Origin of the sequence: Azotobacter bryophylli (genome assembly GCF_042643485.1) — a bacterium.
Classification (GTDB): domain Bacteria; phylum Pseudomonadota; class Gammaproteobacteria; order Pseudomonadales; family Pseudomonadaceae; genus Azotobacter; species Azotobacter bryophylli.
Genome location: NZ_JBHRSJ010000029.1, coordinates 1 through 21,579 on the forward strand (window position 1 = coordinate 1; position 21,579 = coordinate 21,579).

Consider the following 21,579-nt stretch of genomic DNA (forward strand, 5'->3'; position numbering starts at 1 on the left):
CCAGCGCGGCCCGCCGGCCGGCGGGCGAGCTGCGCCGCAGGCCGGCCTCGGCGCGGCGCCAGGGCATCTGCGCCGGCCACGGCAGCCGCCGCAGCCGGGCCAGCAGGCCATCGCCCAGATGCCGGAGCGACCGGGTCGCGGCGCGCCAGACCAGCACCGTCCGGGCGGGGCGGGCCGGCTCGGCGCCGTTGCGCCAGAGCAGCAGCCACAGGGTCTGCACCGCGAAACGCAGCGGGTCGCCGGGGCGCGGGGAACGCCCGGCCAGCTGCGGATACCAGTCGGCCCAGCGGCCCAGCAGCGGCTGCCAGTTCGGTCCTTCCAGGCGCAGCAGCGCCCAGGCCAGCAGGTTCAGCAGGCTGAGCAGCAGCGCCGTCGGCGCGCTGGCGCCGCGCTCGCCGCGCAGCCGGCGGTACGACCAGAGGCGCTGCCGCCAGCCGCCGGCGGGTGCCGGGTACGCCAGCGTATTCATGCGCTCACCCCGCGCGGCGCCGCCGTCTGCCGCGCACGGGCGGCCAGGCACCAGACCGCCAGGCTGTTCAGATCCTGCGCGGCCAGGCTGTGCGGCGCGTACAGGCCGACCGGCAGCTTATTCGCCAGCGCCTCGGCGAGCGCCTCGTCGGCGTGCACGCACTGCGGCACCAGGCGGCTGCCGAGGCTCTGCTGCCAGAGCAGGCGCAGATCGCGCTGCAGGGCGCGGGTCGGATCGAAGCGGTTGAGCAGCAGCGACTCACCCTCGCCCGTCCAGCCCTGGAGCAGCGCATGGCAGGCCGCGTCGGCCTCCAGCACGCGCAGCGCGAGATCCAACGGGCCGGCCGCGGCGTGGCCGGCGAGGCGCTGCGGCATGTCGAACAGCAGCCAGTCGAAATGCGCCGCCAGCTCCGCCCGGCGGGTGCTCCAGAATTCCGGGGTGCCGAGCAGGAAGCGCTCGAGCTGGCCCTGCTCGGCCGCCGCCAGACGGCCGTAGGGCAGCAGGCACAGGCCCTCGCGCAGTTGCCAGAGTGAGTCGGCCCAGAGCCGCTGGTCGAGCAGCGAGCGCGCCCAGCCGCCCTCGTCGGCGAACGGCAGGTTGCCGTGCAGGCGCAGCAGGTTCTCCGGACACAGATCGACCAGCAGCACGCGTTGGCCGAGCGCGTGCAGGGCCTGTCCGAGCCCGGCCACCAGGCTGCTGACGCCGCAGCCGCCGCGCAGTCCGACGAGCCCGAGACTGGTCATGCCGGCACTTCTTCCCGGCTCGCCGCGCCGCTCGGCAGCGCCGCGCGCGGGGCGAGCTCGGCCAGCAGCGGCCAGCGCGCGATGGCCTGTTCCAGCTCGAGGCGGACCGACAGGTCGAGGTAGTCCAGCCCGTTCAGGCCTAGGCGCTGGCGCAGGGCGTCGATGTCGCTTTCGCTCGTGCCGGGTTCGTCGTTTCGCATCACGGGTACCTCTTCCATCGCTCAGGGCTGGCTCTGCGGATAGGGCAGCCACTGCCCCTGGTCCTGCAGGCGCACATAGGGCCGGCCGGCATACTCGAGCACCACGCTGCCGGAGTTCTCCGATACCTTGGCGGTCTGCGGCAGGTCGCGCGCCAGGCTGGCCAGGTCGTAACCGGCCTGCCCGGCCGGCGGGCCGGCGTACAGGCGGGTCAGCAGCTCGGCCAGCGCCAGGTAGCTGGTCGGCGTGCCGATCCGCTGCGGCCCGGAAGCGCCGTCCAGCGGCAGGCCGACCAGCTTGACCCCCACCGGGATATGGGTGATCGACGGCGAGGGAATCTCGCGCATGCCGGCGATCTGCAGGCGGTCGCCGTGCAGCGAGGCGCCGTGCTCGGGGATCAGCACCACCACCGTCGGCCGTCCGCTGCGCTCCAGCTGGCCGACGAAGGCGTCGAGATCGTCCAGCATGCGCTGCGCGCGTTCGGCATAGCCGGCGCTGCGGGTGCCGCCCTCGGGGCGGACGATGCGGTTGCCGTCGTGCAGGGTGATGGTCTGGTACAGCAGCGACACCCGCTGGGACGGATCGGCCTGGCGCTGTTTCCACCAGGCCTCGAGCTGGTCGAGGTCGCGGTTGATCGGCGAGGCGTCGAAGCCGACCAGCGCGCGCGGCAGGCTGTCGGGCGGGAACAGCGGCGCGGGCAGATGGCCGCTCTGGCGGATCGCCTGCAGGTAGTTGTCGAAACGGCCGTCGTGGTTGAGTGCCAGCTCGATGTGGTAGCCGAGCCGGGCCAGCTGGTCGAACAGCTGGCACTGCTCCGGAGCCGGCTCGTACAGCGCGGCATGGGGGCTCTGCCCGCAGTTGGCGCGCTGCAGGCGCAGGGCCGCCGGGCCGCTGTAGGCGGTGGCCGAGTTGAAGTCGTCGAAGCGGATGTCCAGCCGCTGCAGCAGCGGATGCCGGTCCAGGCCGACCGAGCGCAGGTCGTCCCATGCCAGCGAGCAGACGTTGAGGAACAGCAGGTCGAAGGCCGGCCCCGGGCGGGCGCTGTCGAAACTCACCTGGCGCTCGGCTTCGCCGCGGTAGAAGTCGGCCAGATAGCGCTCTAGGGTGGCGTTGTCCGGCGGACCACCGGCACCGGCCGGTGCCGCGTTGCCGCCTGCCTGGGGCGCGGCGGCCTGCGCCATCGGCGGCAGCGCCGTCGCATAGGGCATCGGCAGGGCCTGCAGGCCGAGCCAGAGCAGCCCGGCCAGGCTGACCGTGGTCAGGCGCAACCAGGGCGCCAGCAGCTGGTAGGCCAGCAGCAACAGCAGTGCGGCGCCCAGCTCGTGCCAGTCGACGAAACGCCCGGCCAGCTCCAACAGATAGGCCGGCGAGAACTCCAGCAGCGCCTCCTGGCGCTCCAGCAGACGCTCGAGCGGCGGCAGCCAGCTGTCGTGGTAGAGCAGCGCGATTCCCGCCGGCAACGCCAGAACGGTGCGCAGGTGCGCCGCCCAGCGCGGCAGCGGCAGCAGCAGCGCGGCGGCGAACAGCAGGTTGGGCAGCGCCTGGAAGTTCAGCAGGCCGAACCAGACCAGGGCGAACTTGGCCAGGAAATACAGATTCCAGGCCCCCAGGCCGCGCCAGCGCGGGGACGACGCAACGGCGGGCAGCGTCATGGGCGTCCCTCCCCTTGCAACGGACGCCGGCGCGGCGGATAGGCGCGCAGATGGCGCGACGGCAGGAGTCGCGCCAGCCAGCCGGCCAGGCGGCGCAGGACGGCGATCAGCAGCAGCACCAGGGGAGCGCTGAGCAATGCGGTCAGACCCAGCAGCTGCCAGAATTGAACGTCGCTCATGGCGCCCCCCCCAGCCCGGCCAGGCCGATGCGCGCCGGCGCCAGCGGGCCGGCGGCCGGCGAGGCGCGCTCGGCCTCGCCCGGCTCCGGCAGGCGCTCGACCCCGGCCGCCGCGACGGCGGCCACCAGCTCCTCGGTGCCGGGGAAGATCCGGTAGCCGCTGAACAGCTCGCGCCAGGACAGGCGGAAGACGTGCCCCAGGGCCACGTCGAGCACGTCCTGGCGGCAGGCGAAGAGGAACAGCCAGAGATTGCCGCCGGCCACGCAGGCCAGGTCGCCGGCGCGACGCAGACGGCACTGGCCGAGCACCAGGGACAGGTTCAGGCCCTCCACCGGGCTCAGGCACAGCAGCAGGTGGTTGACCTCGCCGCCCTGCTCGGCGTCGAACAGGTCGACCACCGCCGCGGCGAACTCGTGGGCCGGCAGCAGTCCGCGCAGCGCCGGCGGGCGCAGGCGCTTGAGGGTCGCCCCCAGGTCTTCCGGCAGGCTGCGCGTCCACATCTGCCCGGGCAGGGTGTCCAGCAGCCCGAGGAAACGCGACAGGCCGGTGCCGAAGGGCACGACCAGGCTGGCGCCGCAGAGCAGCAGCAGGCGTTCGTCGAGATGGCGCAGGCAGGGCGCGATCTCGCGCACCACCAGACGCAGCGCCCGGCCGCGCCGCTGGCGCAGCCGGTAGAGAGACTCGGCCAGCTCGCCGACCCGGCCGTTGTCGGCGACGACGAAGACCACGCAGGCCGCAGTGGCGCCGCCGGCAGCGTTCAGCAGCGATTCGTCGTCGTCGTACAGGCGCCAGTGCTCCGACAAGGGCGGCGCGCCCTCGAGCGCAGTGCGCCGGGCCAGGTAGAGATGCCGGTCGCTGGCGGCGGCGGAAACGTCGGCGCGGGCGCTCTCGCCCTGGCAGGCGTAGCCGCCTTCGAGCCGAACCAGGCGCGCCTCGACCGCGGCCTGCACGCCAAAGGCGTTGCGCCAGTAGTGCACCTGGTAGTTCAGGGAGCCGTCGCCGTGGGTCAGTTGGGCCAGGCCGGAGAGGAACTCGTTGCACGCCAGCAGCCGCTCGCACGATCTCGCCACCTGGCCGTGGCCGAGCACCAGCAGGCTGCAGCCGCACTGCAGCAGCCAGCGCTGCAGCTCGCCGCACCAGGCTTGCAGGGCGGGATCGGAGAAGGCGTCCCAGCAGGCCGCCGGCGCCAGCAGCAGGATCAGTTGGCCGCGCGGCGCGCGCAGGCGCCGCAGTTCGCGGCCGAGCAGTCGCAGGGCGGACGCCGCGTCCTCCTCGGCGAAGGCGTAGGGCCAGAGCATGCCCGGCCCCTGGTCGGCGCCCAGCGAATCGAGCAGCGTCGTCGGCGAGCCGCCGCACACCACGAGGATGGCCCGCGACTCCGTCGGCAGGCCGGCCAGCACCTGGCGGCCGAGCGCCTCGGCATCCCCCGCCTGTTCGCAGCTCAACCAGTAGAGGCCGCCCTGCCGCAACTGCGCCCACTCTTCCCGCAACCCGGGAATGGGCAATGCATAATTATTATTGTTCAAGCGCGCCCTACTCCCGATAAACGCGTCGTCGCCCGATCCGGGGGTACATCTAGAGCCATGACAACCGCTGCCAGGGAGCGCCTTGAAACCAGCACCGACCGAAAAGCAAGTTATGAAGCTGTCAGGAACTGTGACGGGTACCACATAAGTGGCATATTCGTGCCAATTTATTCAAAATTTCGTGAAAAGTCGAAAAGTTTGACGTGGCAAATTGACGCACTCGCTGTAAGGGAACTTCGCTGCACCCGCGCGGTCCCCGATGACCAGCGACGACCGCGCCCCGGCGCGCCGCTACGGTTATAATTCCGCCCTTTCCGGCCGGCTGCCCGGCCTTCGTCTCCCGCATCAGCAGGAAGCCTCATGGACAGCATCAACTCCCGCATTGCCGAAGAACTGGGCGTGCGCCCGCAACAGGTCACCGCCGCCGTGGCGCTGCTCGACGAAGGGGCGACCGTGCCCTTCATCGCCCGCTACCGGAAAGAAGTGACGGGCAGCCTCGACGACACCCAGTTGCGCACCCTCGAGGAGCGCCTGCGCTACCTGCGCGAGCTGGACGAGCGGCGCGCCGCGATCCTCGCCAGCATCGAGGAACAGGGCAAGCTGACGCCCGAGCTCAAGCGCGAGATCCAGCTGGCCGATACCAAGACACGCCTGGAAGACCTCTACCTGCCGTACAAGCAGAAGCGCCGCACCAAGGGCCAGATCGCCCTGGAAGCCGGTCTCGGCGAGCTGGCCGACGCGCTGTTCGGCGACCCGCAGCTGAACCCGGAAAGCGAGGCTGCGCGCTTCGTCGACGCCGAGAAGGGCTTCGCCGACGTCAAGGCCGTGCTGGAAGGCGCCAAGTACATCCTCATGGAGCGCTTCGCCGAGGACGCCGCCCTGCTCGACCGGCTGCGCGGCTTCCTCAAGGCCGAGGCCACCCTGAGCGCCCGCCTGGTGCCGGGCAAGGAGCAGGAAGGCGCCAAGTTCAGCGACTACTTCGAGCACGACGAACCGCTCAAGGGCGTGCCCTCGCACCGCGCGCTGGCGATCTTCCGCGGACGCAACGAGGGCGTGCTGAGCGTCGCCCTCAAGGTCGGCGAGGAAGCCAGCGGCAGCGCGCATCCCTGCGAGGCGATGGTCGCCGAGCGCTTCGGCATCGACAACCGCGGCCGCGCCGCCGACAAGTGGCTGGCCGAGGTGGTGCGCTGGACCTGGAAGGTCAAGCTCTACACCCACCTGGAAACCGACCTCTTGGGCGAGCTGCGCGAGCAGGCCGAGAGCGAGGCGATCACCGTGTTCGCCCGCAACCTGCACGACCTGCTGCTGGCCGCACCGGCCGGCCCGCGCGCCACCCTCGGCCTCGACCCGGGCCTGCGCACCGGCTGCAAGGTGGCCGTGGTGGACGCCACCGGCAAGCTGCTGGACACCGCTACCGTCTACCCGCACGCGCCGCGCAACGATTGGGATGGCACCATCGCCGTGCTCGCCGCGTTGTGCGCCAAGCACCGGGTCGAGCTGATCGCCATCGGCAACGGCACGGCGAGCCGCGAGACCGACAAGCTGGCCGGCGAGCTGATCCGCCAGTTCCCACAGCTCAGGCTGACCAAGATCATGGTCTCCGAGGCCGGCGCTTCCGTGTATTCCGCCTCCGAGCTGGCCGCGCGCGAATTCCCCGAGCTGGACGTGTCGCTGCGCGGCGCCGTCTCCATCGCCCGCCGCCTGCAGGACCCGCTGGCCGAGCTGGTGAAGATCGAGCCCAAGGCCATCGGCGTCGGCCAGTACCAGCACGACGTCTCCCAGCTGCAGCTGGCGCGCTCGCTGGACGCGGTGGTGGAGGACTGCGTGAACGCCGTCGGCGTCGACGTCAACACCGCCTCGGCCGCCCTGCTGGCGCGCATCTCGGGCCTCAACGCGACCCTGGCGCAGAACATCGTCGCCTTCCGCGACGCCAACGGCGCCTTCAGGAGCCGCGCGGAGCTGAAGAAGGTGCCGCGCCTGGGCGAGAAGACCTTCGAGCTGGCCGCCGGCTTCCTCCGCGTGATGAACGGCGACAACCCGCTGGACGCCTCGGCGGTGCACCCGGAGGCCTACCCGGTGGTCAAGCGCATCGCCGAGACGACCTCCCGCGACATCCGCTCGCTGATCGGCGACTCCGGCTTCCTCAAGCGCCTGGACCCGGCGAAATTCACCGACGAGACCTTCGGCCTGCCGACCGTCACCGACATCCTCAAGGAACTGGACAAGCCCGGTCGCGACCCGCGCCCGGAGTTCAAGACCGCCGAGTTCCAGGAGGGCGTCGAGAGCCTCAAGGACCTGGTGCCCGGGATGATCCTCGAGGGCGTGGTGACCAACGTGACCAACTTCGGCGCCTTCGTCGACATCGGCGTACACCAGGACGGTCTGGTGCACATCAGCGCGCTGTCGGAGAAGTTCGTCAAAGACCCGTACGAGGTGGTCAAGGCCGGCGACATCGTCAAGGTCAAGGTCATGGAGGTGGACATCCCGCGCAACCGGGTCGGCCTGTCGATGCGCATGGGCGACACCCCCGGCGAGAAGGTCGACGGCCCGCGTGGCGGCGGCAAGCCGCGCGGCAACGCCCCGCGCAGCGAGCGTCACTCGGCCCAGGACAAACCGGCCCCGGCCAACGCCGCCATGGCCGCGCTGTTCGCCAACGCCAAGCAACTGAGGAAATGAGACCGTGAGCGCCCAAGAAGAAGCGATCGGCGTCAGCAGCGCCTTCGGCCGCCTGCTCGGCCTGGAGATCCTCAAGGCCGAGCGGGGCGAGGCCCTGGTGCGCCTGAGCATGCACGACGGCCTGCGCAACCTGCACGGCAAGCTGCACGGCGGCGCGCTATTCTCCCTGATCGACACCGCCATGGGCCAGGCCAGCCTCAGCCTCAGCGACGGCAAACCGGGCAGCGTGACTTTGGAGTGCAAGGTCAACTACATGCGCCCGGTCAGCGAGGGCGAGCTGACCTGCCACGCCAAGGTGCTGCACGACGGCACCCGCACCCAGGTGATCGAAGCCGAGGCGCTGCAGGAAGGCAAGCTGGTGGCCAAGGCCGTGGCCACCTTCGCCAAGCTCTGAATCGCCGCGTGCGGCCATCCGGGGCCTCTTGTAGAGTGCCCCGCAAGCCCCCATATTGGGCCGATCGTGCCTGAAGGAAGTCCGAACTTGAGCGAGCCATTCTCCCGCCGCCTGGCCCTGCTGGGCGAGCCCGCCAACCTGCCCCTGCTCAAGCAGTGCCGGCATGGCATCGAGCGCGAATGCCTGCGCGTCGATGGCGACGGCCAGCTGGCGCTGACCCCGCACCCCGCGGCACTGGGCTCGGCCCTGACCCACCCGCAGATCACCACCGACTATTCCGAGTCGCTGCTGGAGTTCATCACCCCGGCGGAAACCGACCCGGCGGCGACCCTGGACGACCTCGATCGCATCCACCGCTTCGCCTACAGCAAGCTCGCCGGCGAATACCTGTGGAGTCCGTCGATGCCCTGCCCGCTACCGGCCGAGGAGATCATCCCGATCGCCCGCTACGGCAGCTCCCACATCGGCCAGCTCAAGCACGTCTACCGCAAGGGCCTGGCGCTGCGCTACGGCAAGACCATGCAGTGCATCGCCGGCATCCACTACAACTTTTCCCTGGCCGAAGGCCTCTGGCCGCTGCTGCAGCAGGCCGAGGGCGACCGCCAGAACGCGCGCGACTACCAGTCCGAGCGCTACATCGCGCTGATCCGCAATTTCCGCCGCTACAGCTGGCTGCTGATGTACCTGTTCGGCGCCTCGCCGGCTCTGGACAAGAGCTTCCTGCGCGACCATCCGCACCACCTGCAGCAGCTCGACGACGAGACCCTCTACCTGCCCTGGGCGACCAGCCTGCGGATGAGCGACCTGGGCTACCAGAACAACGCCCAGGCCGGCCTCACGCCCTGCTACAACGACCTGTCCAGCTATACCGACAGTCTCCTCCAGGCGGTCTCCACGCCCTACCCGCCCTATGCCGAGGTCGGCACCCAGCGCGACGGCGAGTGGCTGCAGCTGAACACCAACCTGCTGCAGATCGAGAACGAGTACTACTCGAGCATCCGCCCGAAACGGGTGACCCGCAGCGGCGAGCGGCCGCTGCAGGCGCTGATCGCCCGCGGCGTGCAGTACATCGAGGTGCGCTGCCTGGACATCGACCCCTTCCTGCCGCTGGGCATCGACCTCGACGAAGCGCGCTTCCTCGACGCCTTCCTGCTGTTCTGCGCCCTGCAGGACAGCCCCCTGCTCGGCGGCGAGGAATGCCGCGACTGCAGCGCCAACTTCCTCAAGACGGTCAAGGAAGGACGCCGCCCCGGCCTGCACCTGCAGCGCCGGGGCCAGCCGGTGCTGCTGCAGGACTGGGCCGCCGAGCTGCTGGCGCAGATCCGCCCGCTCGCCGAGCTGCTCGACCGGGCCGACGGCGGCGACGGCCATCGGGCCGCCCTGCGCGCCCAGGAGGCCAAGGTCGCGGATGCCGCCCTGACCCCGTCGGCCCGGGTGCTCGCCGCCCTGCGCGACGGCGGCCAGAGCTTCCGCACCTTCGCCCTGCGCCAGAGCCGACTGCATGCCGAGCACTTCCGCAGCCGCCCGCTGGACGAGAGCGAGCGCCGGGCATTCGAGGACGGCGCCCGCGCTTCGCTGGAAGAGCAGGCCGAACTGGAGCGCAGCGAAGTCGGCGACTTCGGCAGCTTCGTCGCCGCCTACCAGGCGAGCATCCTCGGCATCGGCGTCTGACTCGCCGCCCCTCCGACGCATGTCGCAGCGCGCGGCGAGCGGAACGGCCGCTATACTGGCAATTCGGAGCCAAGCCGGCTCCGCCCCCGACCCGAGGAGTTCAGCATGAAGTTACGTTCCGCCCTGGCCGCTTGCGCCCTGCTCAGCCTGCCCCTGCTGGCCGTCGCCCAGGACAGCCCGGGCCAGCAGGCGATCCGCGAGAACAAGGCCATGATCCAGAGCCGGCTGGCCGACCTCGACTCCGAGCGCAAGGCCCTGGTCGAGGACAACATGGACCTCGACGAGGTGGAAGGCGCGAAGTTCTGGCCGATCTACAACAGCTATCGCACCGAGGCGGACAAGCTGAGCCTGGAGCACCTGGCGATCCTCATGGACTACGCCAGCGCCTACAACCAGGGCGCGGTGACCGACGCGGAGGCCCGCGAGTTGCAGAAGCGCTCGCTGGAGCTGGAAGAGGAGCGTCTGGAACTGAAGGAGAAATACCTCAAGCGCATCGCCAAGGAAGTCTCGCCGCGGCGCGCCCTGCGCTTCCTGCAGATCGAAAATCGGCTCAACGCCATGACCGTCATGGCGATCTCCCAGGAAGTGCCGCTGGCGCAGTGATCCGCCCGGCCAGCGCGCCGGCCTCTCGCGGCTTCCCCGGCCGCGAGGCGCCGGCGCGGCCTTCCCCGCTCCCGCCGCCTCACAACGCCTTCTCGAACACCTTGGAATTGCGCTGGTAGTTGTACAGCGAGGCCCGCGCCGCCGGCAGACGCTCGACGCTGCTCGGCTCGAAGCCGCGCTCGCGAAACCAGTGGGCGGTGCGCGTGGTGAGTACGAACAGGGTCTTCAGGCCCAGCTTGCGGGCCCGCGCCTCGATGTGTTCGAGCAGTTCATCGCCACGCCCGCCGTGGCGATACTCCGGATTGACCGCCAGGCAGGCCAGCTCGCCCCAGTCCGAGTCCGCCACCGGGTAGAGCGCGGCGCAGGCGACGATCAGGCCGTCGCGCTCGACGATGCTGAACTGGCCGATCTCCCGCTCCAGCACCTCCCGCGAACGGCGCACCAGGATGCCCTGCTCCTCCAGCGGCCGGATCAGGTCGATCAGGCCGCCGACGTCCTCGATGGTCGCCTCGCGCAGCCGCTCGAACTGCTCCTGGGTCACCAGGGTGCCGCCGCCGTCGCGGGTGAACAGCTCGGTGAGCAGCGCGCCGTCCTCGGCGTAGCTGACGATGTGGCTGCGCCGCACGCCGCCGCGGCAGGCCTGGGCGGCGGCGTCCAGCAGCTCGGCCTGGTAGTTGCTGCCCAGGCGCTCCAGATGCGGCGCGATCTGCTGCGGACGCAGCTCGCGGATCAGCGCGCCGTGCTCGTCCATCAGCCCCTGCTCGGCGCCGAACAGCAGCAGCTTGTCGGCGCCCAGGTCGATGGCGGCGCGGGTCGCCACGTCCTCGCAGGCGAGGTTGAAGATCTCTCCGGTCGGCGAATAGCCAAGCGGCGACAGCAGCACGATGGCGCGCTCGTCGAGCTGGCGGCCGATGCCGCGGCGGTCGATGCGCCGCACCTCGCCGGTGTGCTGGAAGTCGATGCCGTCGACCACGCCGATCGGCCGAGCGGTGACGAAGTTGCCGCTGACCACCCGCAGCCGCGCGCCCTGCATGGGCGAGGCGGCAATGTCCATGGACAGCCGCGCCTCGATGGCGAAGCGCAACTGGCCGACCGCGTCGATCACGCACTCCAGGGTTAGCGCATCGGTGATGCGCAGGTCGCGGTGGAATTTCGGGGTGAGCCCGCGAGCCGCCAGGCGCGCCTCGATCTGCGGACGCGAGCCGTGCACCAGCACCAGGCGCACGCCGAGGCTGTGCAGCAGCACCACGTCGTGGATGATGTTGCCGTAGTTGGGATGCTCGAAGCCCTCGCCCGGCAGCATGACCACGAAGGTGCGGTCGCGGTGGGCGTTGATGTACGGCGAGGCGTGGCGGAGCCAGTTGACGTAGTCGCGCATGGAAAACCTGTCGATGGAAAGTTCGTGTCTGCCGGCCCCGTCTTGCAGGAGCGGATTCGTCCGCGATTCGCGCTGCTCGAATCGCCAATGAATCGGCTCCTACGGGGTCGCTGCCGGAGCGAGGCAGTAGTGCCCGATCAGTTGGCGCAGCAGCTGCAGCGTCGGCTCGATCCTCGAGAGCTCCAGGTATTCGTTCGGCTGGTGGGCGCAGGCGATGTCACCCGGCCCGAGGATCAGCGTCTCGCAGCCGAGCTGCTGAAGATAAGGGGCTTCGGTGCCGAACGCCACCGCGCCGGCGGCGTGTCCGGTGAGGCGCTCGGCCAGGCGCACCAGCTCGCTGGCGGCCGGCTCCTCGAAGGGCGGCACGCTGGGGAACAGCGGGCGGAAGTCGATGCTCACCTGGCGCTGCTCGGCCAGCGGCTGCAGCTTCCGGAGGATCGCCGCGCGCAGCTGCTGCGGGTCCATGCCCGGCAGCGGGCGCAGGTCGAACTCCAGGGAGCACTGGCCGCAGATGCGGTTGGGGTTGTCGCCGCCGTGGATGCAGCCGAGGTTGAGGGTCGGCTGCGGCACGTTGAACAGCGGGTTGCGGTATTCGCGCTGCCACTGGCTGCGCAGGTCGAGCAGCTCGCCGATGGCCGCGTGCATGGCTTCCAGGGCGCTGCGGCCGAGGCTGGGGTCGGAGGAGTGGCCGCTCTGCCCGCGGATGTCGATGCGCTCCATCATCACCCCCTTGTGCAGGCGGACGGGCTTGAGGCCGGTCGGCTCGCCGATCAGCGCGGCGCGCCCGAGCGGCCGGCCGGCGGCGGCCAGGGCGCGGGCGCCGGACATCGAACTTTCCTCGTCGCAGGTGGCGAGGATCAGCAGCGGTTGGCGGAACGGCCGGTCGAGCAGTTCGCGCACGGCCTCGATGACCAGGGCGAAGAAGCCCTTCATGTCGCAGCTGCCGAGTCCGTGCCAGCGTCCGTCGCGCTCGCTGAGTTCGAGCGGGTCGCTGGCCCAGAGCGCGCCGTCGAAGGGCACGGTGTCGCTGTGCCCGGCCAGGACCAGGCCGCCGGGGCCCGAGCCGTAACTGGCCAGCAGGTTGCATTTGCCGGGCGCGACTTCCTGGATCTCGCAGGCGAAGCCGAGATCGCCCAGCCAGCCGGCCAGCCGCTCGATCACCGGCCGGTTGGGCAGGTCCAGGGCCGCCTGGGTGCAGCTCACCGACGGCAGGGCGATCAGCTCGGCGAACAGCTGTTTCAAGGGTGGGATGGCCATTCGCTGGGTTCCTCTGCAAGGGTCGGACCATGATAGGTCGTGTCGCTCACGGAGAAAACCGGCTCGGCGGCCGTCGGCGAATGAGGAACGAAGGTCCTCAATCTGGCATAATCTCGCCCCCTTCTCCGAACGGTCATCAAACCTTCATGTTCGATCTTTTCAGCGGGCTCGACGGCTGGGTCATGGTCAGTCTCGTTCTCGCCCTGCTCTTCGTCCTCACCTTCGAGTTCATCAACGGCTTCCATGACACCGCCAACGCGGTCGCCACGGTGATCTACACCAATGCGATGCCGCCACGCCTGGCGGTGTTCTTCTCCGGGCTGTTCAACTTCCTCGGGGTGATCCTCGGCGGCGTCGGCGTGGCCTACGCCATCGTCCACCTGCTGCCGGTGGAGCTGCTGATCAACGTCGACACCCGCCACGGCCTGGTGATGGTGTTCGCGCTGCTCACCGCGGCCATCACCTGGAACCTCGGCACCTGGTACTTCGGCATCCCGGCCTCCAGCTCGCACACCCTGATCGGCTCGATCCTCGGGGTCGGCCTGGCCAACGCCCTGCTCGCCGGCATCCCGCTGGGCGAGGGGGTGAATTGGCAGAAGGCCATAGACATCGGCATGTCGCTGATCGCCTCGCCGCTGGCCGGTTTCGGCATCGCCGCGCTGCTGCTGCTGGCGTTGCGCTGGTGGCGGCCGGTCAACAAGATGCACGAGACCCCGCACATCCGCCGCGAGCACAAGGGCAAGAAGCACCCGCCGTTCTGGAACCGCCTGGTGCTGGTGGCCTCGGCCATGGCCATGAGCTTCGTGCACGGCTCCAACGACGGGCAGAAGGGTATCGGCCTGATCATGCTGGTGCTGATCGGCATCGTCCCGGCCAAGTTCGTCCTCGACCAGAGCAGCACCCCCTACCAGATCGAGCGCACCCGCGACGCGGCGGTGCATCTGCAGCAGTTCTACGAAGGCCACCACGACCAGCTGCGCGATTACCTGGCCCTCGGCAAGCACAACGCCGGCACCGAACTGCCGAAGAAATTCCGCTGCGATCCCCAGCTCACCGAGCCGACCATCAGCGCCCTGCTCGGCAACCTGGGCACCGTGCAGGACTACAAGGAGATGAGTCCCGAGAGCCGAGTCCAGGTGCGCCGCTACCTGCTCTGCCTGGACGACACGGCGAAGAAGGTCGGCAAGCTCGGCGGCCTGTCCCTGCGCGAGAAGGCCGACCTGGAGAAGCTGCGCAAGGACCTCACCGCCACCACCGAGTACGCCCCGCTCTGGGTGATCGTCGCCGTCGCCCTGGCCCTCGGCCTCGGCACCATGTTCGGCTGGCAGCGGGTGGTGCGCACCGTCGGCGAGAAGATCGGCCGCCAGGGCATGACCTACGCCCAGGGCATGTGCGCCCAGGTCACCGCCGTCGCCGCCATCGGCCTGGCCAACGTCTTCAGCCTGCCGGTCTCCACCACCCACGTGCTCTCCTCCGGGGTTGCCGGTACCATGGTGGCCAACCGCAGCGGCCTGCAGGGCGGCACCGTGCGCACCATCCTCACCGCCTGGATCCTGACCCTGCCGGCGGCCATGCTGCTCTCGGCCGCCTTCTTCTGGCTGGGCACCAAGCTGTTCGTCTGAGCGGCTCTCCGATCGCCGTGCGGGGCCCTAAGCCCCGCCGGCGCGACCGCCCGACGCGGACCAACCTATCTACGAGTCGACGATGGTCAAAGAAACCGAGATCAAACTGCGCGTCAGCCGCGCCACCCTCGCCGCCCTGCGCGAGCACCCGCTGCTGAAGAAGCGCAACAAGAGCGGCTGGCAGCGCCACGAGCTGTTCAACCAGTACTACGACACCCCGGAGCGCGACCTGGCCCGCGCCCGCGTCGCCCTGCGCCTGCGCCGCGACGGCGAGCAGTACATCCAAACGCTGAAGAGCCGCGGCCAGAGCGTCGCCGGGCTGTCCGAGCGCAACGAGTGGGACTGGTACCTGGAGCAGCCCAGCCTGGACCTGTCCCGGCTCGACGACCAGTGCTGGCCGGCCAGCCTGGCGGAACTGGACAAGCGCAGCATCCAGCCGGTGTTCAGCACCGACTTCGTCCGCGAGAAGGCCGACATCGCCTGGGGCCGCGGCAAGGCCAAGGTGGCCATCGAGGTGGCCCTGGACCTGGGCAAGGTGGTCGCCGGCGAACGCGAGGAAGAGATCTGTGAACTGGAGCTGGAGCTGCGCGAGGGTGAGCCCGCGGCGCTGCTGGAGCTGGCCATCGAACTGGCCGCCGACCTGCCGCTGATGCCCAGCGACATCAGCAAGGCCGAGCGCGGCTACCGCCTGTTCGATCCGGACAGCTACGCCCTCAGCCTGCCGCAGCCGACCCTGCACGCCGGGATGCCGCTGGACGACGCCTTCGCCGCGCTCGCCTGGCACCTGCTCGGCAGTAGCCAGCGCCTGGCCGAGCAGTACCGCTGGAGCGGCCACTGGAAGCTGCTGGAACAGTGGCTGCAGCAGCTCGTCGACCTGCGCGCCCTGCTCGGCAGCCTCGGCCAGGCCGCGCCGCGTGCCAGCTCCCACGACCTGCGCGGCGCGCTGGACGCCCTGCTGAACGACTGGCGTCCGCGCCTGGCCGCCGGCCGCGACGACGAAACCGCGCGCCAGGCGGCGCGGGAAGGGTTCGCCGCCGAGCTGGAGAACACCCGCTGGGGCCTGTTCTCGCTGAACGCCTCGCGCTGGCTGCTGGCCCGCACCTGGAGCGAGAAGCGCAGCGCGCGCGGCCAGCGGCAGGGCGCCGCGCCGCTCGGCAACTGGCTGAGGCATCTGCTCGAGGAAGAGGCCCAGGACCTGCCCCTGGCGCGCTACGAACGCCAGCCGGAAGACCTCGCCGAGCAGTTGCCGCGGATCGAGCGCCTGCTGGCCTGGCTGCGCCTGGCCCGCGTAGCGCTCGAAGTGCCGGAGGCCGACCGCCTGTACGGCGAGCTGAGCAAGCTGGGCGAGCTCGCCGCCCGCCCGCTGGACGACGCCCAGCTCGAGCTGCGGGCCGCCCAGGCGCACACCCTGCTGACGCTCAAGGCCTGGAAAGCCCTGCTGAAGTAAAAAGCGGAACGCGACAGCGACGGGCGCCGACCTGGATCACGGAAAGCGACCCGGGGAGCGTCCAAGCTTGGCCCGCCGCCGGCGCGGGCCAATGCCGCCCGGGGCCGGCCCAGCCATTCGAGGAATTCCCATGCAGTCCCACGCTTCATCCCGACAAGAAGACCGCTGGCTCGATCTGGGCGATCTGCTGCGCGAACTGGTCGCCCAGGGCCGGCTGGAGCAGGAAGCCGCCGAGCAGTGCCTGGCGATCCGCCGCAGCGCGCTGAACAACCAGCAGCACCCGCTGGAGTTCGTCGCCGCCCAGCAGCTCGACGACCGCCAGCGGCCGGGCCGGAAACTCGACCTGGAAACCCTCACCGCCTGCCTCGCCCAGTTCGCCGGCCAGCCCTACCTGCGCATCGACCCGCTGAAGATCGACGTGGCGGCGGTCACTCCGCTGATGTCCTACGCCTTCGCCCAGCGCCACCAGATCCTCGCCGTGGCGGTCTCGCCCGAGGCGGTGACCATCGCCAGCGCCCAGCCCTTCGTGTGCGGCTGGGAGGACAACCTGGTCCACGTGCTCAAGCGGCCGATCCGCCGGGTGGTGGCCAACCCGGCCGACATCCAGCGCTACACCGTGGAGTTCTACCGTCTGGCCAGATCGGTCAGCGGCGCCAGCGCCACCGACCAGAAGATCAGCGGCGTCGGCAACTTCGAGCAGTTGCTCAGCCTCGGCGCCAGCGACCAGGAGCCGGACGCCAACGACTCGCACATCGTCACCATCGTCGACTGGCTGTTCCAGTACGCCTTCCAGCAGCGCGCCAGCGACATCCACGTCGAGCCGCGCCGCGAGGCCGGCACCGTGCGCTTCCGCATCGACGGGGTGCTGCACAACGTCTACCAGTTCCCGCCGCAGGTGACCATGGCGGTGGTCAGCCGGCTGAAGAGCCTGGGCCGGATGAACGTCGCCGAGAAGCGCAAGCCGCAGGACGGCCGGATCAAGACCAAGGCCCCGGACGGCGGCGAGATCGAGCTGCGCCTGTCGACCCTGCCCACCGCCTTCGGCGAGAAGATGGTGATGCGCATCTTCGACCCCGATGTGCTGCTCAAGGGCTTCGACGAGCTGGGCTTCTCCGCCGACGACCTGCGCCGCTGGCAGAGCATGACCGCCCAGCCCAACGGCATCATCCTGGTCACCGGGCCCACCGGCTCGGGCAAGACCACCACCCTCTACACCACCCTCAAGCAGCTGGCCACGCCGGAGGTGAACGTCTGCACCATCGAGGACCCGATCGAGATGATCGAGCCGGCGTTCAACCAGATGCAGGTGCAGACCAACATCGACCTGACCTTCGCCAGCGGCGTGCGCGCGCTGATGCGCCAGGACCCGGACATCATCATGGTCGGCGAGATCCGCGACCTGGAAACCGCCGAGATGGCGATCCAGGCGGCGCTGACCGGCCACCTGGTGCTCTCCACCCTGCACACCAACGACGCGCCCAGCGCCATCACCCGCCTGCTGGAACTGGGCGTGCCGCACTACCTGCTCAAGGCCACCATCCTCGGCGTGATGGCCCAGCGCCTGGTGCGCACCCTCTGCCCGCACTGCAAGGCGCCGGCGCAGCTGGACGCGGACGACTGGCAGGCCCTCACCCGGCCCTGGAACGCCCCGCTGCCGACCGGCGCACACAAAGCGGTGGGCTGCCTGGAATGCCGCGAGACCGGCTACCGAGGACGCGCCGGGGTCTACGAGATCATGCTACTGAACGATGCCATCAAGCCGCTGATCAATGCCGACACCGACCTCACCGCCCTGCGCCGCGCCGCCTTCAAGGACGGCATGCGCAGCCTGCGTCTGTCCGGCGCGCAGAAAATCGCGACCGGCCTCACGACCCTCGAGGAAGTCCTGAGAGTCACCCCACAAAGCGAGCACCGATAACCGGCTAGGATGCCGCCTCGGCAAGCGCGACGGCGGCCTTCCGCGGGGCGCCACGCTTGGCCTCCCGGCCCATCCTCGAGAGATCCATGAACACCCGCCGCACTCCCCGCCCCCGCCCCGACCGTCTCCGGAACCGCTGATGCTGACCTATCTGCACATGCTGTCGGGCTGGGACTGGCTGAGCCTGGGCATCGTGCTGCTGATCCTCGAGGTGTTCGACGCCGGCGGCTATCTGCTGTGGATCGCCTCGATCGCCGCCAGCCTCGGCCTGCTCCTGCTGTTCTTCCCGCTGCCCTGGGAGCTGCAACTGCTGCTCTTCGCCGGGCTCTCGGCCCTCGCCGCGGGGGTCTGGCAGCGCTGCCGGCGGCGCCTGCCGCAGGGTTTCTGAACGATAGTCCCAAATTTTTCGCACGGGTCCGGAACTAGCGAAGCGGCGGGCAATCTGATCGCGGTCTTTTCCCCGGAGTACCCCCATGCACAGAAAGATCGCCCTCCTCGTCCTGGCCCTCGGCGCCGCGCCCATGAGCCCCGCACAGGCCGACGAGGACGGCTGGCGCGACCTGATCTCCACCGGCATGACCAGCGCCTCGACCTACCTGACGGTCAAGGACGACAAGCTGATCGTCGCCGCCCAGGACGACGCCGGCAGCTTCGTCGCCAGCGACGGACAGATCCGCGGCCCCTATCTGGAGGCCGCACTGCGGCAGATGCGTCGGCAGCAGCCGCAGCTGCAGGCCAGCGACATGGAGCTGGCCACGGCGATCCTCGCCGCCTCCGCCGACGCGCCCGGGCAGCGCTTCGCCGGCCACTGACGCCCTCCGCCCGACCTCCCGCAGGCGAAGGGATTCGCCTACTCCCGATACTCCTCCAGCGGCACGCAGGCACAGAACAGGTTGCGGTCGCCGTAGACGTTGTCGATCCGGTTCACCGTCGGCCAGTACTTGTGCGCCCGGGTGTGTGCGCTCGGCGTCACCGCCTGCTCGCGGCCGTAGGGCCGCTGCCAGTCCTCGAGCAGATCGGCCAGGGTGTGCGGCGCGCGCCTGAGCGGGTTGTCCTCGGCCGGCCAGTCGCCGGCCTGGACCTTGGCGATCTCCGCGCGGATCGCCAGCATGGCCTCGGCGAAGCGGTCCAGCTCGCGCTTCGACTCGCTTTCCGTGGGCTCGATCATCAGGGTGCCGGGGACCGGGAAGGACATGGTCGGGGCGTGGAAGCCGTAGTCCATCAGGCGCTTGGCCACGTCCTCCTCGGTGATGCCGGTCTCCGCCTTGAGCGGGCGCAGGTCGAGGATGCACTCGTGGGCCACCCGCCCGTTGCGGCCGCTGTAGAGCACCGGAAAGGCGCCGCTCAGGCGATGCGCCAGGTAGTTGGCGTTGAGGATCGCCACCTCGGTGGCCTCGACCAGCCGCGGCCCCATCATGGCGATGTACATCCAACTGATCGGCAGGATGCTGGCGCTGCCCCAGGGCGCTGCGCTGACCGCTCCGTTGCCCGGATTCGGCCCCTCCAGCGGCACCACCGGGTGGTTGGCGAGGAAGGACGCCAGGTGCGCCTTGACGCCGATCGGTCCCATGCCCGGGCCGCCGCCGCCGTGGGGGATGCAGAAGGTCTTGTGCAGGTTCATGTGCGAGACGTCGGCACCGATGTCCCCCGGCCGGGTCAGGCCGACCTGGGCATTGAGGTTGGCGCCGTCCATGTAGACCTGGCCGCCGTGGTCGTGGATCACCTCGCAGATCTCGCGGACGCCCTCCTCGTAGACGCCGTGGGTCGAGGGATAGGTGATCATCAGGCAGGACAGCTCGTCGCCGGCTTCGGCCGCCTGGCGCCTGAGGTCGTCCAGATCGACATTGCCGGCCTTGTCGCAGTCGACGATGCGCACCCGCATGCCGGCCATTTGCGCCGAAGCCGGGTTGGTGCCGTGGGCCGAGGACGGGATCAGGCAGATGTCGCGCCGGGCGTCGCTGCGGCTCTGGTGGTACTTGCGAATCGCCAGGAGTCCCGCGTACTCGCCCTGAGCGCCGGAATTGGGCTGCATGGAGAGGGCGTCGAAACCGGTTATGGCGCACAGCCAGCTCTCCAGCTCGGCGATCATCGCCCGGTAGCCGGCCGCCTGCTCGCGTGGGGCGAAGGGGTGCAGGGCGGCGAACTCCGGCCAGGTGATCGGCATCATCTCGCTGGTGGCGTTGAGCTTCATGGTGCAGGAGCCGAGCGGGATCATCGCCTGGTCCAGCGCCAGGTCCTTGTTCTCCAGGCGCTTGAGGTAGCGCAGCATCTCGGTTTCGCTGTGATGGGCGTTGAACACCGGATGCTGCAGGTAGGCCGAGGTGCGCTGCAGCTCGGCGGGAATGCCGCAGGGCAGTTCCCCGGCATCCAGTTCGGCGATTTCCAGGCCGTGGTCGGCGCCGAGGAAGACGTCCAGCAGCCGCGCCACCGTCTCCTCCGTGCAGGTCTCGTCCAGGCTGACGCCGAGCCGGTGGCGGCCGAGGATGCGCAGGTTGATCCGCGCGTCGCGGGCGCTCTCGATGATCGCCGTCTGGGCACCGCCGACGTCCAGGGTCAGGGTGTCGAAGAAGTGCCGGTTGATGCGCTGCACGCCCTTGCGCTCCAGACCGGCGGCGAGAATCGCGGTCAGCCGGTAGACGCGCTGGGCGATGCGCCGCAAGCCTTCGGGCCCGTGGTAGACGGCGTAGAAGCCGGCCATGTTGGCCAGCAGCACCTGGGAGGTGCAGATGTTGGAATTGGCCTTCTCCCGGCGTATGTGCTGCTCGCGGGTCTGCAGGGCCATGCGCAGGGCGGGGTTGCCGCGGGCATCCTTCGACACCCCGATGATCCGCCCGGGCATGGCCCGCTTGTAGTCGTCGCGGGTGGCGAAATAGGCCGCGTGCGGGCCGCCGTAGCCCATCGGCACGCCGAAGCGCTGCGCCGAGCCGAACACGATGTCCGCGCCCAGCTCGCCGGGCGGGGTCAGCAGCAGCAGGCCGAGCAGGTCGGCGGCGACGCAGGCCAGCGCCTGCCGGGCGTGCAGATGCTCGATCAGGGGCTTGAGGTCGGGAATTTCGCCGTGGGTGTCCGGGTACTGCAGGATGGCGCCGAACACTTCCTGATCGCCGAGCTTGTCCAGGGTGTCCACCACCAGTTCGAAGCCGAAGGTCTCGGCGCGGGTCTGCACCACGGAAATGGTCTGCGGATGGCAGTTCTCGTCGACGAAGAAGCGGTTGCTCCTGCTCTTGGCCACCCGGCGGGCCATCGCCATGGCCTCCGCGGCGGCGGTGGCGCCGTCGAGCAGGGAGGCGCTGGCCAGATCGAGGCCGGTGAGGTCGATGGTCAACTGCTGGAAGTTGAGCAGCGCCTCCAGCCGGCCCTGGGCGATCTCCGGCTGATAGGGCGTGTAGGCGGTGTACCAGCCGGGGTTTTCCAGCACGTTGCGCTGGATCACCGGCGGCGTGACGGTGCCGTAGTAGCCCATGCCGATCAGGCTGGTCCACAGCTCGTTGCGCGCGGCATGCTCCCGGAGCTTGGCCAGCGCGGCCTGCTCGTCCAGCGCCGGCGGTAGATCCAGCGGCCGCCCGAGGCGGATCGCCGGCGGCACCGTCTGCTCAATCAGCTCGGCGCGGCTGGCAAGTCCGAGGCTGGCGAGCATGGCCTGCTGCTCGGCGGCGTCGGGGCCGATATGCCGCTCGAGAAAGGCGTCGGTGGACTGGAGCTGGGCGAGGCTGGGGGTCAGGGACATGGACGCACTCCCGTAGAAAAGCGAAAGCCTCGACGAGCGAGGCTTTGCAGGATTTAGAGAAGTTTTCCGAACGCGTTGCGCCCCGGCACCCTCATCCGGGCGTCAGGACGGAACCTGCG

General features: G+C 70.0%; 17 protein-coding genes and 1 pseudogene. 9 read left to right on the forward strand and 9 right to left on the reverse strand.

Annotated features, from left to right (window positions below):
* The 6 genes and pseudogenes from ACFOJE_RS12995 to bcsE all read right to left on the reverse strand — a co-directional run.
* A pseudogene (locus ACFOJE_RS12995) lies at positions 1 to 469 on the reverse strand (hypothetical protein); the annotation flags it as partial.
* A complete protein-coding gene (gene bcsQ / locus ACFOJE_RS13000; protein WP_377814794.1) occupies positions 466 to 1,212 on the reverse strand; it encodes a cellulose biosynthesis protein BcsQ in 747 nt (248 codons plus the stop codon). The pseudogene ACFOJE_RS12995 and the gene bcsQ, both read right to left, overlap by 4 nt.
* Positions 1,209 to 1,412 carry a cellulose biosynthesis protein BcsR gene (gene bcsR / locus ACFOJE_RS13005; RefSeq protein WP_377814795.1) on the reverse strand — a complete coding sequence of 68 codons (204 nt, stop codon included), beginning with the start codon at positions 1,410 to 1,412 and terminating at the stop codon, positions 1,209 to 1,211. Before bcsR ends, bcsQ begins: the two co-directional genes overlap by 4 nt.
* A gap of 21 nt (positions 1,413 to 1,433) precedes the next feature.
* Positions 1,434 to 3,062, reverse strand: a complete 1,629-nt coding sequence (bcsG, locus tag ACFOJE_RS13010) for a cellulose biosynthesis protein BcsG (RefSeq protein WP_377814796.1) — start codon at positions 3,060 to 3,062, stop codon at positions 1,434 to 1,436.
* The gene (locus ACFOJE_RS13015; protein WP_377814797.1) at positions 3,059 to 3,241 is read right to left on the reverse strand and encodes a hypothetical protein; all 183 of its coding nucleotides are present in this window, start codon (positions 3,239 to 3,241) and stop codon (positions 3,059 to 3,061) included. Before ACFOJE_RS13015 ends, bcsG begins: the two co-directional genes overlap by 4 nt.
* The gene (gene bcsE / locus ACFOJE_RS13020) at positions 3,238 to 4,767 is read right to left on the reverse strand and encodes a cellulose biosynthesis protein BcsE (RefSeq protein WP_377814798.1); all 1,530 of its coding nucleotides are present in this window, start codon (positions 4,765 to 4,767) and stop codon (positions 3,238 to 3,240) included. Before bcsE ends, ACFOJE_RS13015 begins: the two co-directional genes overlap by 4 nt.
* Before the next feature lie 360 nt (positions 4,768 to 5,127).
* On the opposite strand from bcsE, the gene ACFOJE_RS13025 reads away from it, so the two are divergent.
* The 4 genes from ACFOJE_RS13025 (at position 5,128) to ACFOJE_RS13040 (ending at position 10,111) form a co-directional block, all read left to right on the forward strand.
* Positions 5,128 to 7,443 carry a Tex family protein gene (locus ACFOJE_RS13025; protein ID WP_377814799.1) on the forward strand — a complete coding sequence of 772 codons (2,316 nt, stop codon included), beginning with the start codon at positions 5,128 to 5,130 and terminating at the stop codon, positions 7,441 to 7,443.
* A gap of 4 nt (positions 7,444 to 7,447) precedes the next feature.
* Positions 7,448 to 7,837: a PaaI family thioesterase gene (locus tag ACFOJE_RS13030; protein WP_377814801.1), complete on the forward strand. Its 390-nt coding sequence runs from the start codon at positions 7,448 to 7,450 to the stop codon at positions 7,835 to 7,837.
* Between the two features lie 87 nt (positions 7,838 to 7,924).
* Positions 7,925 to 9,508, forward strand: coding sequence for a glutamate--cysteine ligase (gene gshA / locus ACFOJE_RS13035; protein WP_377814802.1), 1,584 nt, complete (start codon positions 7,925 to 7,927; stop codon positions 9,506 to 9,508).
* Between the two features lie 105 nt (positions 9,509 to 9,613).
* Complete coding sequence (locus tag ACFOJE_RS13040; protein WP_377814803.1) at positions 9,614 to 10,111, forward strand: transcriptional regulator; 498 nt, start codon at positions 9,614 to 9,616, stop codon at positions 10,109 to 10,111.
* Positions 10,112 to 10,190: 79 nt separating this feature from the next.
* On the opposite strand, the gene argA is transcribed toward ACFOJE_RS13040, so the two are convergent.
* Together argA and argE are read right to left on the reverse strand one after the other, a co-directional pair.
* Complete coding sequence (gene argA, locus ACFOJE_RS13045; RefSeq protein ID WP_377814804.1) at positions 10,191 to 11,489, reverse strand: amino-acid N-acetyltransferase; 1,299 nt, start codon at positions 11,487 to 11,489, stop codon at positions 10,191 to 10,193.
* A 99-nt stretch (positions 11,490 to 11,588) separates the two neighbouring features.
* On the reverse strand, positions 11,589 to 12,746 hold the full coding sequence (gene argE / locus ACFOJE_RS13050) for an acetylornithine deacetylase (RefSeq protein WP_377814805.1): 1,158 nt from the start codon (positions 12,744 to 12,746) through the stop codon (positions 11,589 to 11,591).
* Between the two features lie 146 nt (positions 12,747 to 12,892).
* Here argE and ACFOJE_RS13055 point away from each other — a divergent pair, with 146 nt between their 5' ends.
* From ACFOJE_RS13055 to ACFOJE_RS13075, 5 genes are all read left to right on the forward strand, one after another.
* Positions 12,893 to 14,368 (forward strand): inorganic phosphate transporter, encoded by a 1,476-nt coding sequence (locus tag ACFOJE_RS13055; RefSeq protein ID WP_377814806.1) that lies wholly within the window; start codon positions 12,893 to 12,895, stop codon positions 14,366 to 14,368.
* A gap of 82 nt (positions 14,369 to 14,450) precedes the next feature.
* Positions 14,451 to 15,815: a CYTH domain-containing protein gene (locus ACFOJE_RS13060; protein WP_377814807.1), complete on the forward strand. Its 1,365-nt coding sequence runs from the start codon at positions 14,451 to 14,453 to the stop codon at positions 15,813 to 15,815.
* Between the two features lie 130 nt (positions 15,816 to 15,945).
* Positions 15,946 to 17,733 (forward strand): GspE/PulE family protein, encoded by a 1,788-nt coding sequence (locus tag ACFOJE_RS13065; RefSeq protein WP_377814808.1) that lies wholly within the window; start codon positions 15,946 to 15,948, stop codon positions 17,731 to 17,733.
* 139 nt (positions 17,734 to 17,872) lie between these two features.
* Entirely contained in the window at positions 17,873 to 18,121 is a 249-nt protein-coding gene (locus ACFOJE_RS13070) for an NfeD family protein (protein WP_377814809.1), read from the forward strand.
* 85 nt (positions 18,122 to 18,206) lie between these two features.
* Complete coding sequence (locus ACFOJE_RS13075; protein ID WP_377814810.1) at positions 18,207 to 18,545, forward strand: DUF2388 domain-containing protein; 339 nt, start codon at positions 18,207 to 18,209, stop codon at positions 18,543 to 18,545.
* Positions 18,546 to 18,583: 38 nt separating this feature from the next.
* Here the strand turns inward: ACFOJE_RS13075 and gcvP are convergent, their stop codons facing one another.
* Positions 18,584 to 21,460, reverse strand: coding sequence for an aminomethyl-transferring glycine dehydrogenase (gene gcvP / locus ACFOJE_RS13080; protein WP_377814811.1), 2,877 nt, complete (start codon positions 21,458 to 21,460; stop codon positions 18,584 to 18,586).
* Positions 21,461 to 21,579: the final 119 nt, after the last annotated feature.

Excerpts from the sequence above, each read along its gene's own strand:
- bcsQ (WP_377814794.1), bottom strand. The coding sequence starts at position 1,212 with ATGACCAGTCTCGGGCTCGTCGGACTGCGCGGCGGCTGCGGCGTCAGC.
- bcsR (WP_377814795.1), bottom strand. The coding sequence starts at position 1,412 with ATGCGAAACGACGAACCCGGCACGAGCGAAAGCGACATCGACGCCCTG.
- bcsG (WP_377814796.1), bottom strand. The coding sequence starts at position 3,062 with ATGACGCTGCCCGCCGTTGCGTCGTCCCCGCGCTGGCGCGGCCTGGGG.
- ACFOJE_RS13015 (WP_377814797.1), bottom strand. The coding sequence starts at position 3,241 with ATGAGCGACGTTCAATTCTGGCAGCTGCTGGGTCTGACCGCATTGCTC.
- ACFOJE_RS13025 (WP_377814799.1), top strand. The coding sequence starts at position 5,128 with ATGGACAGCATCAACTCCCGCATTGCCGAAGAACTGGGCGTGCGCCCG.
- ACFOJE_RS13040 (WP_377814803.1), top strand. The coding sequence starts at position 9,614 with ATGAAGTTACGTTCCGCCCTGGCCGCTTGCGCCCTGCTCAGCCTGCCC.
- argA (WP_377814804.1), bottom strand. The coding sequence starts at position 11,489 with ATGCGCGACTACGTCAACTGGCTCCGCCACGCCTCGCCGTACATCAAC.
- argE (WP_377814805.1), bottom strand. The coding sequence starts at position 12,746 with ATGGCCATCCCACCCTTGAAACAGCTGTTCGCCGAGCTGATCGCCCTG.
- ACFOJE_RS13055 (WP_377814806.1), top strand. The coding sequence starts at position 12,893 with ATGTTCGATCTTTTCAGCGGGCTCGACGGCTGGGTCATGGTCAGTCTC.
- ACFOJE_RS13060 (WP_377814807.1), top strand. The coding sequence starts at position 14,451 with ATGGTCAAAGAAACCGAGATCAAACTGCGCGTCAGCCGCGCCACCCTC.
- ACFOJE_RS13065 (WP_377814808.1), top strand. The coding sequence starts at position 15,946 with ATGCAGTCCCACGCTTCATCCCGACAAGAAGACCGCTGGCTCGATCTG.
- ACFOJE_RS13070 (WP_377814809.1), top strand. The coding sequence starts at position 17,873 with ATGCTGACCTATCTGCACATGCTGTCGGGCTGGGACTGGCTGAGCCTG.
- ACFOJE_RS13075 (WP_377814810.1), top strand. The coding sequence starts at position 18,207 with ATGCACAGAAAGATCGCCCTCCTCGTCCTGGCCCTCGGCGCCGCGCCC.
- gcvP (WP_377814811.1), bottom strand. The coding sequence starts at position 21,460 with ATGTCCCTGACCCCCAGCCTCGCCCAGCTCCAGTCCACCGACGCCTTT.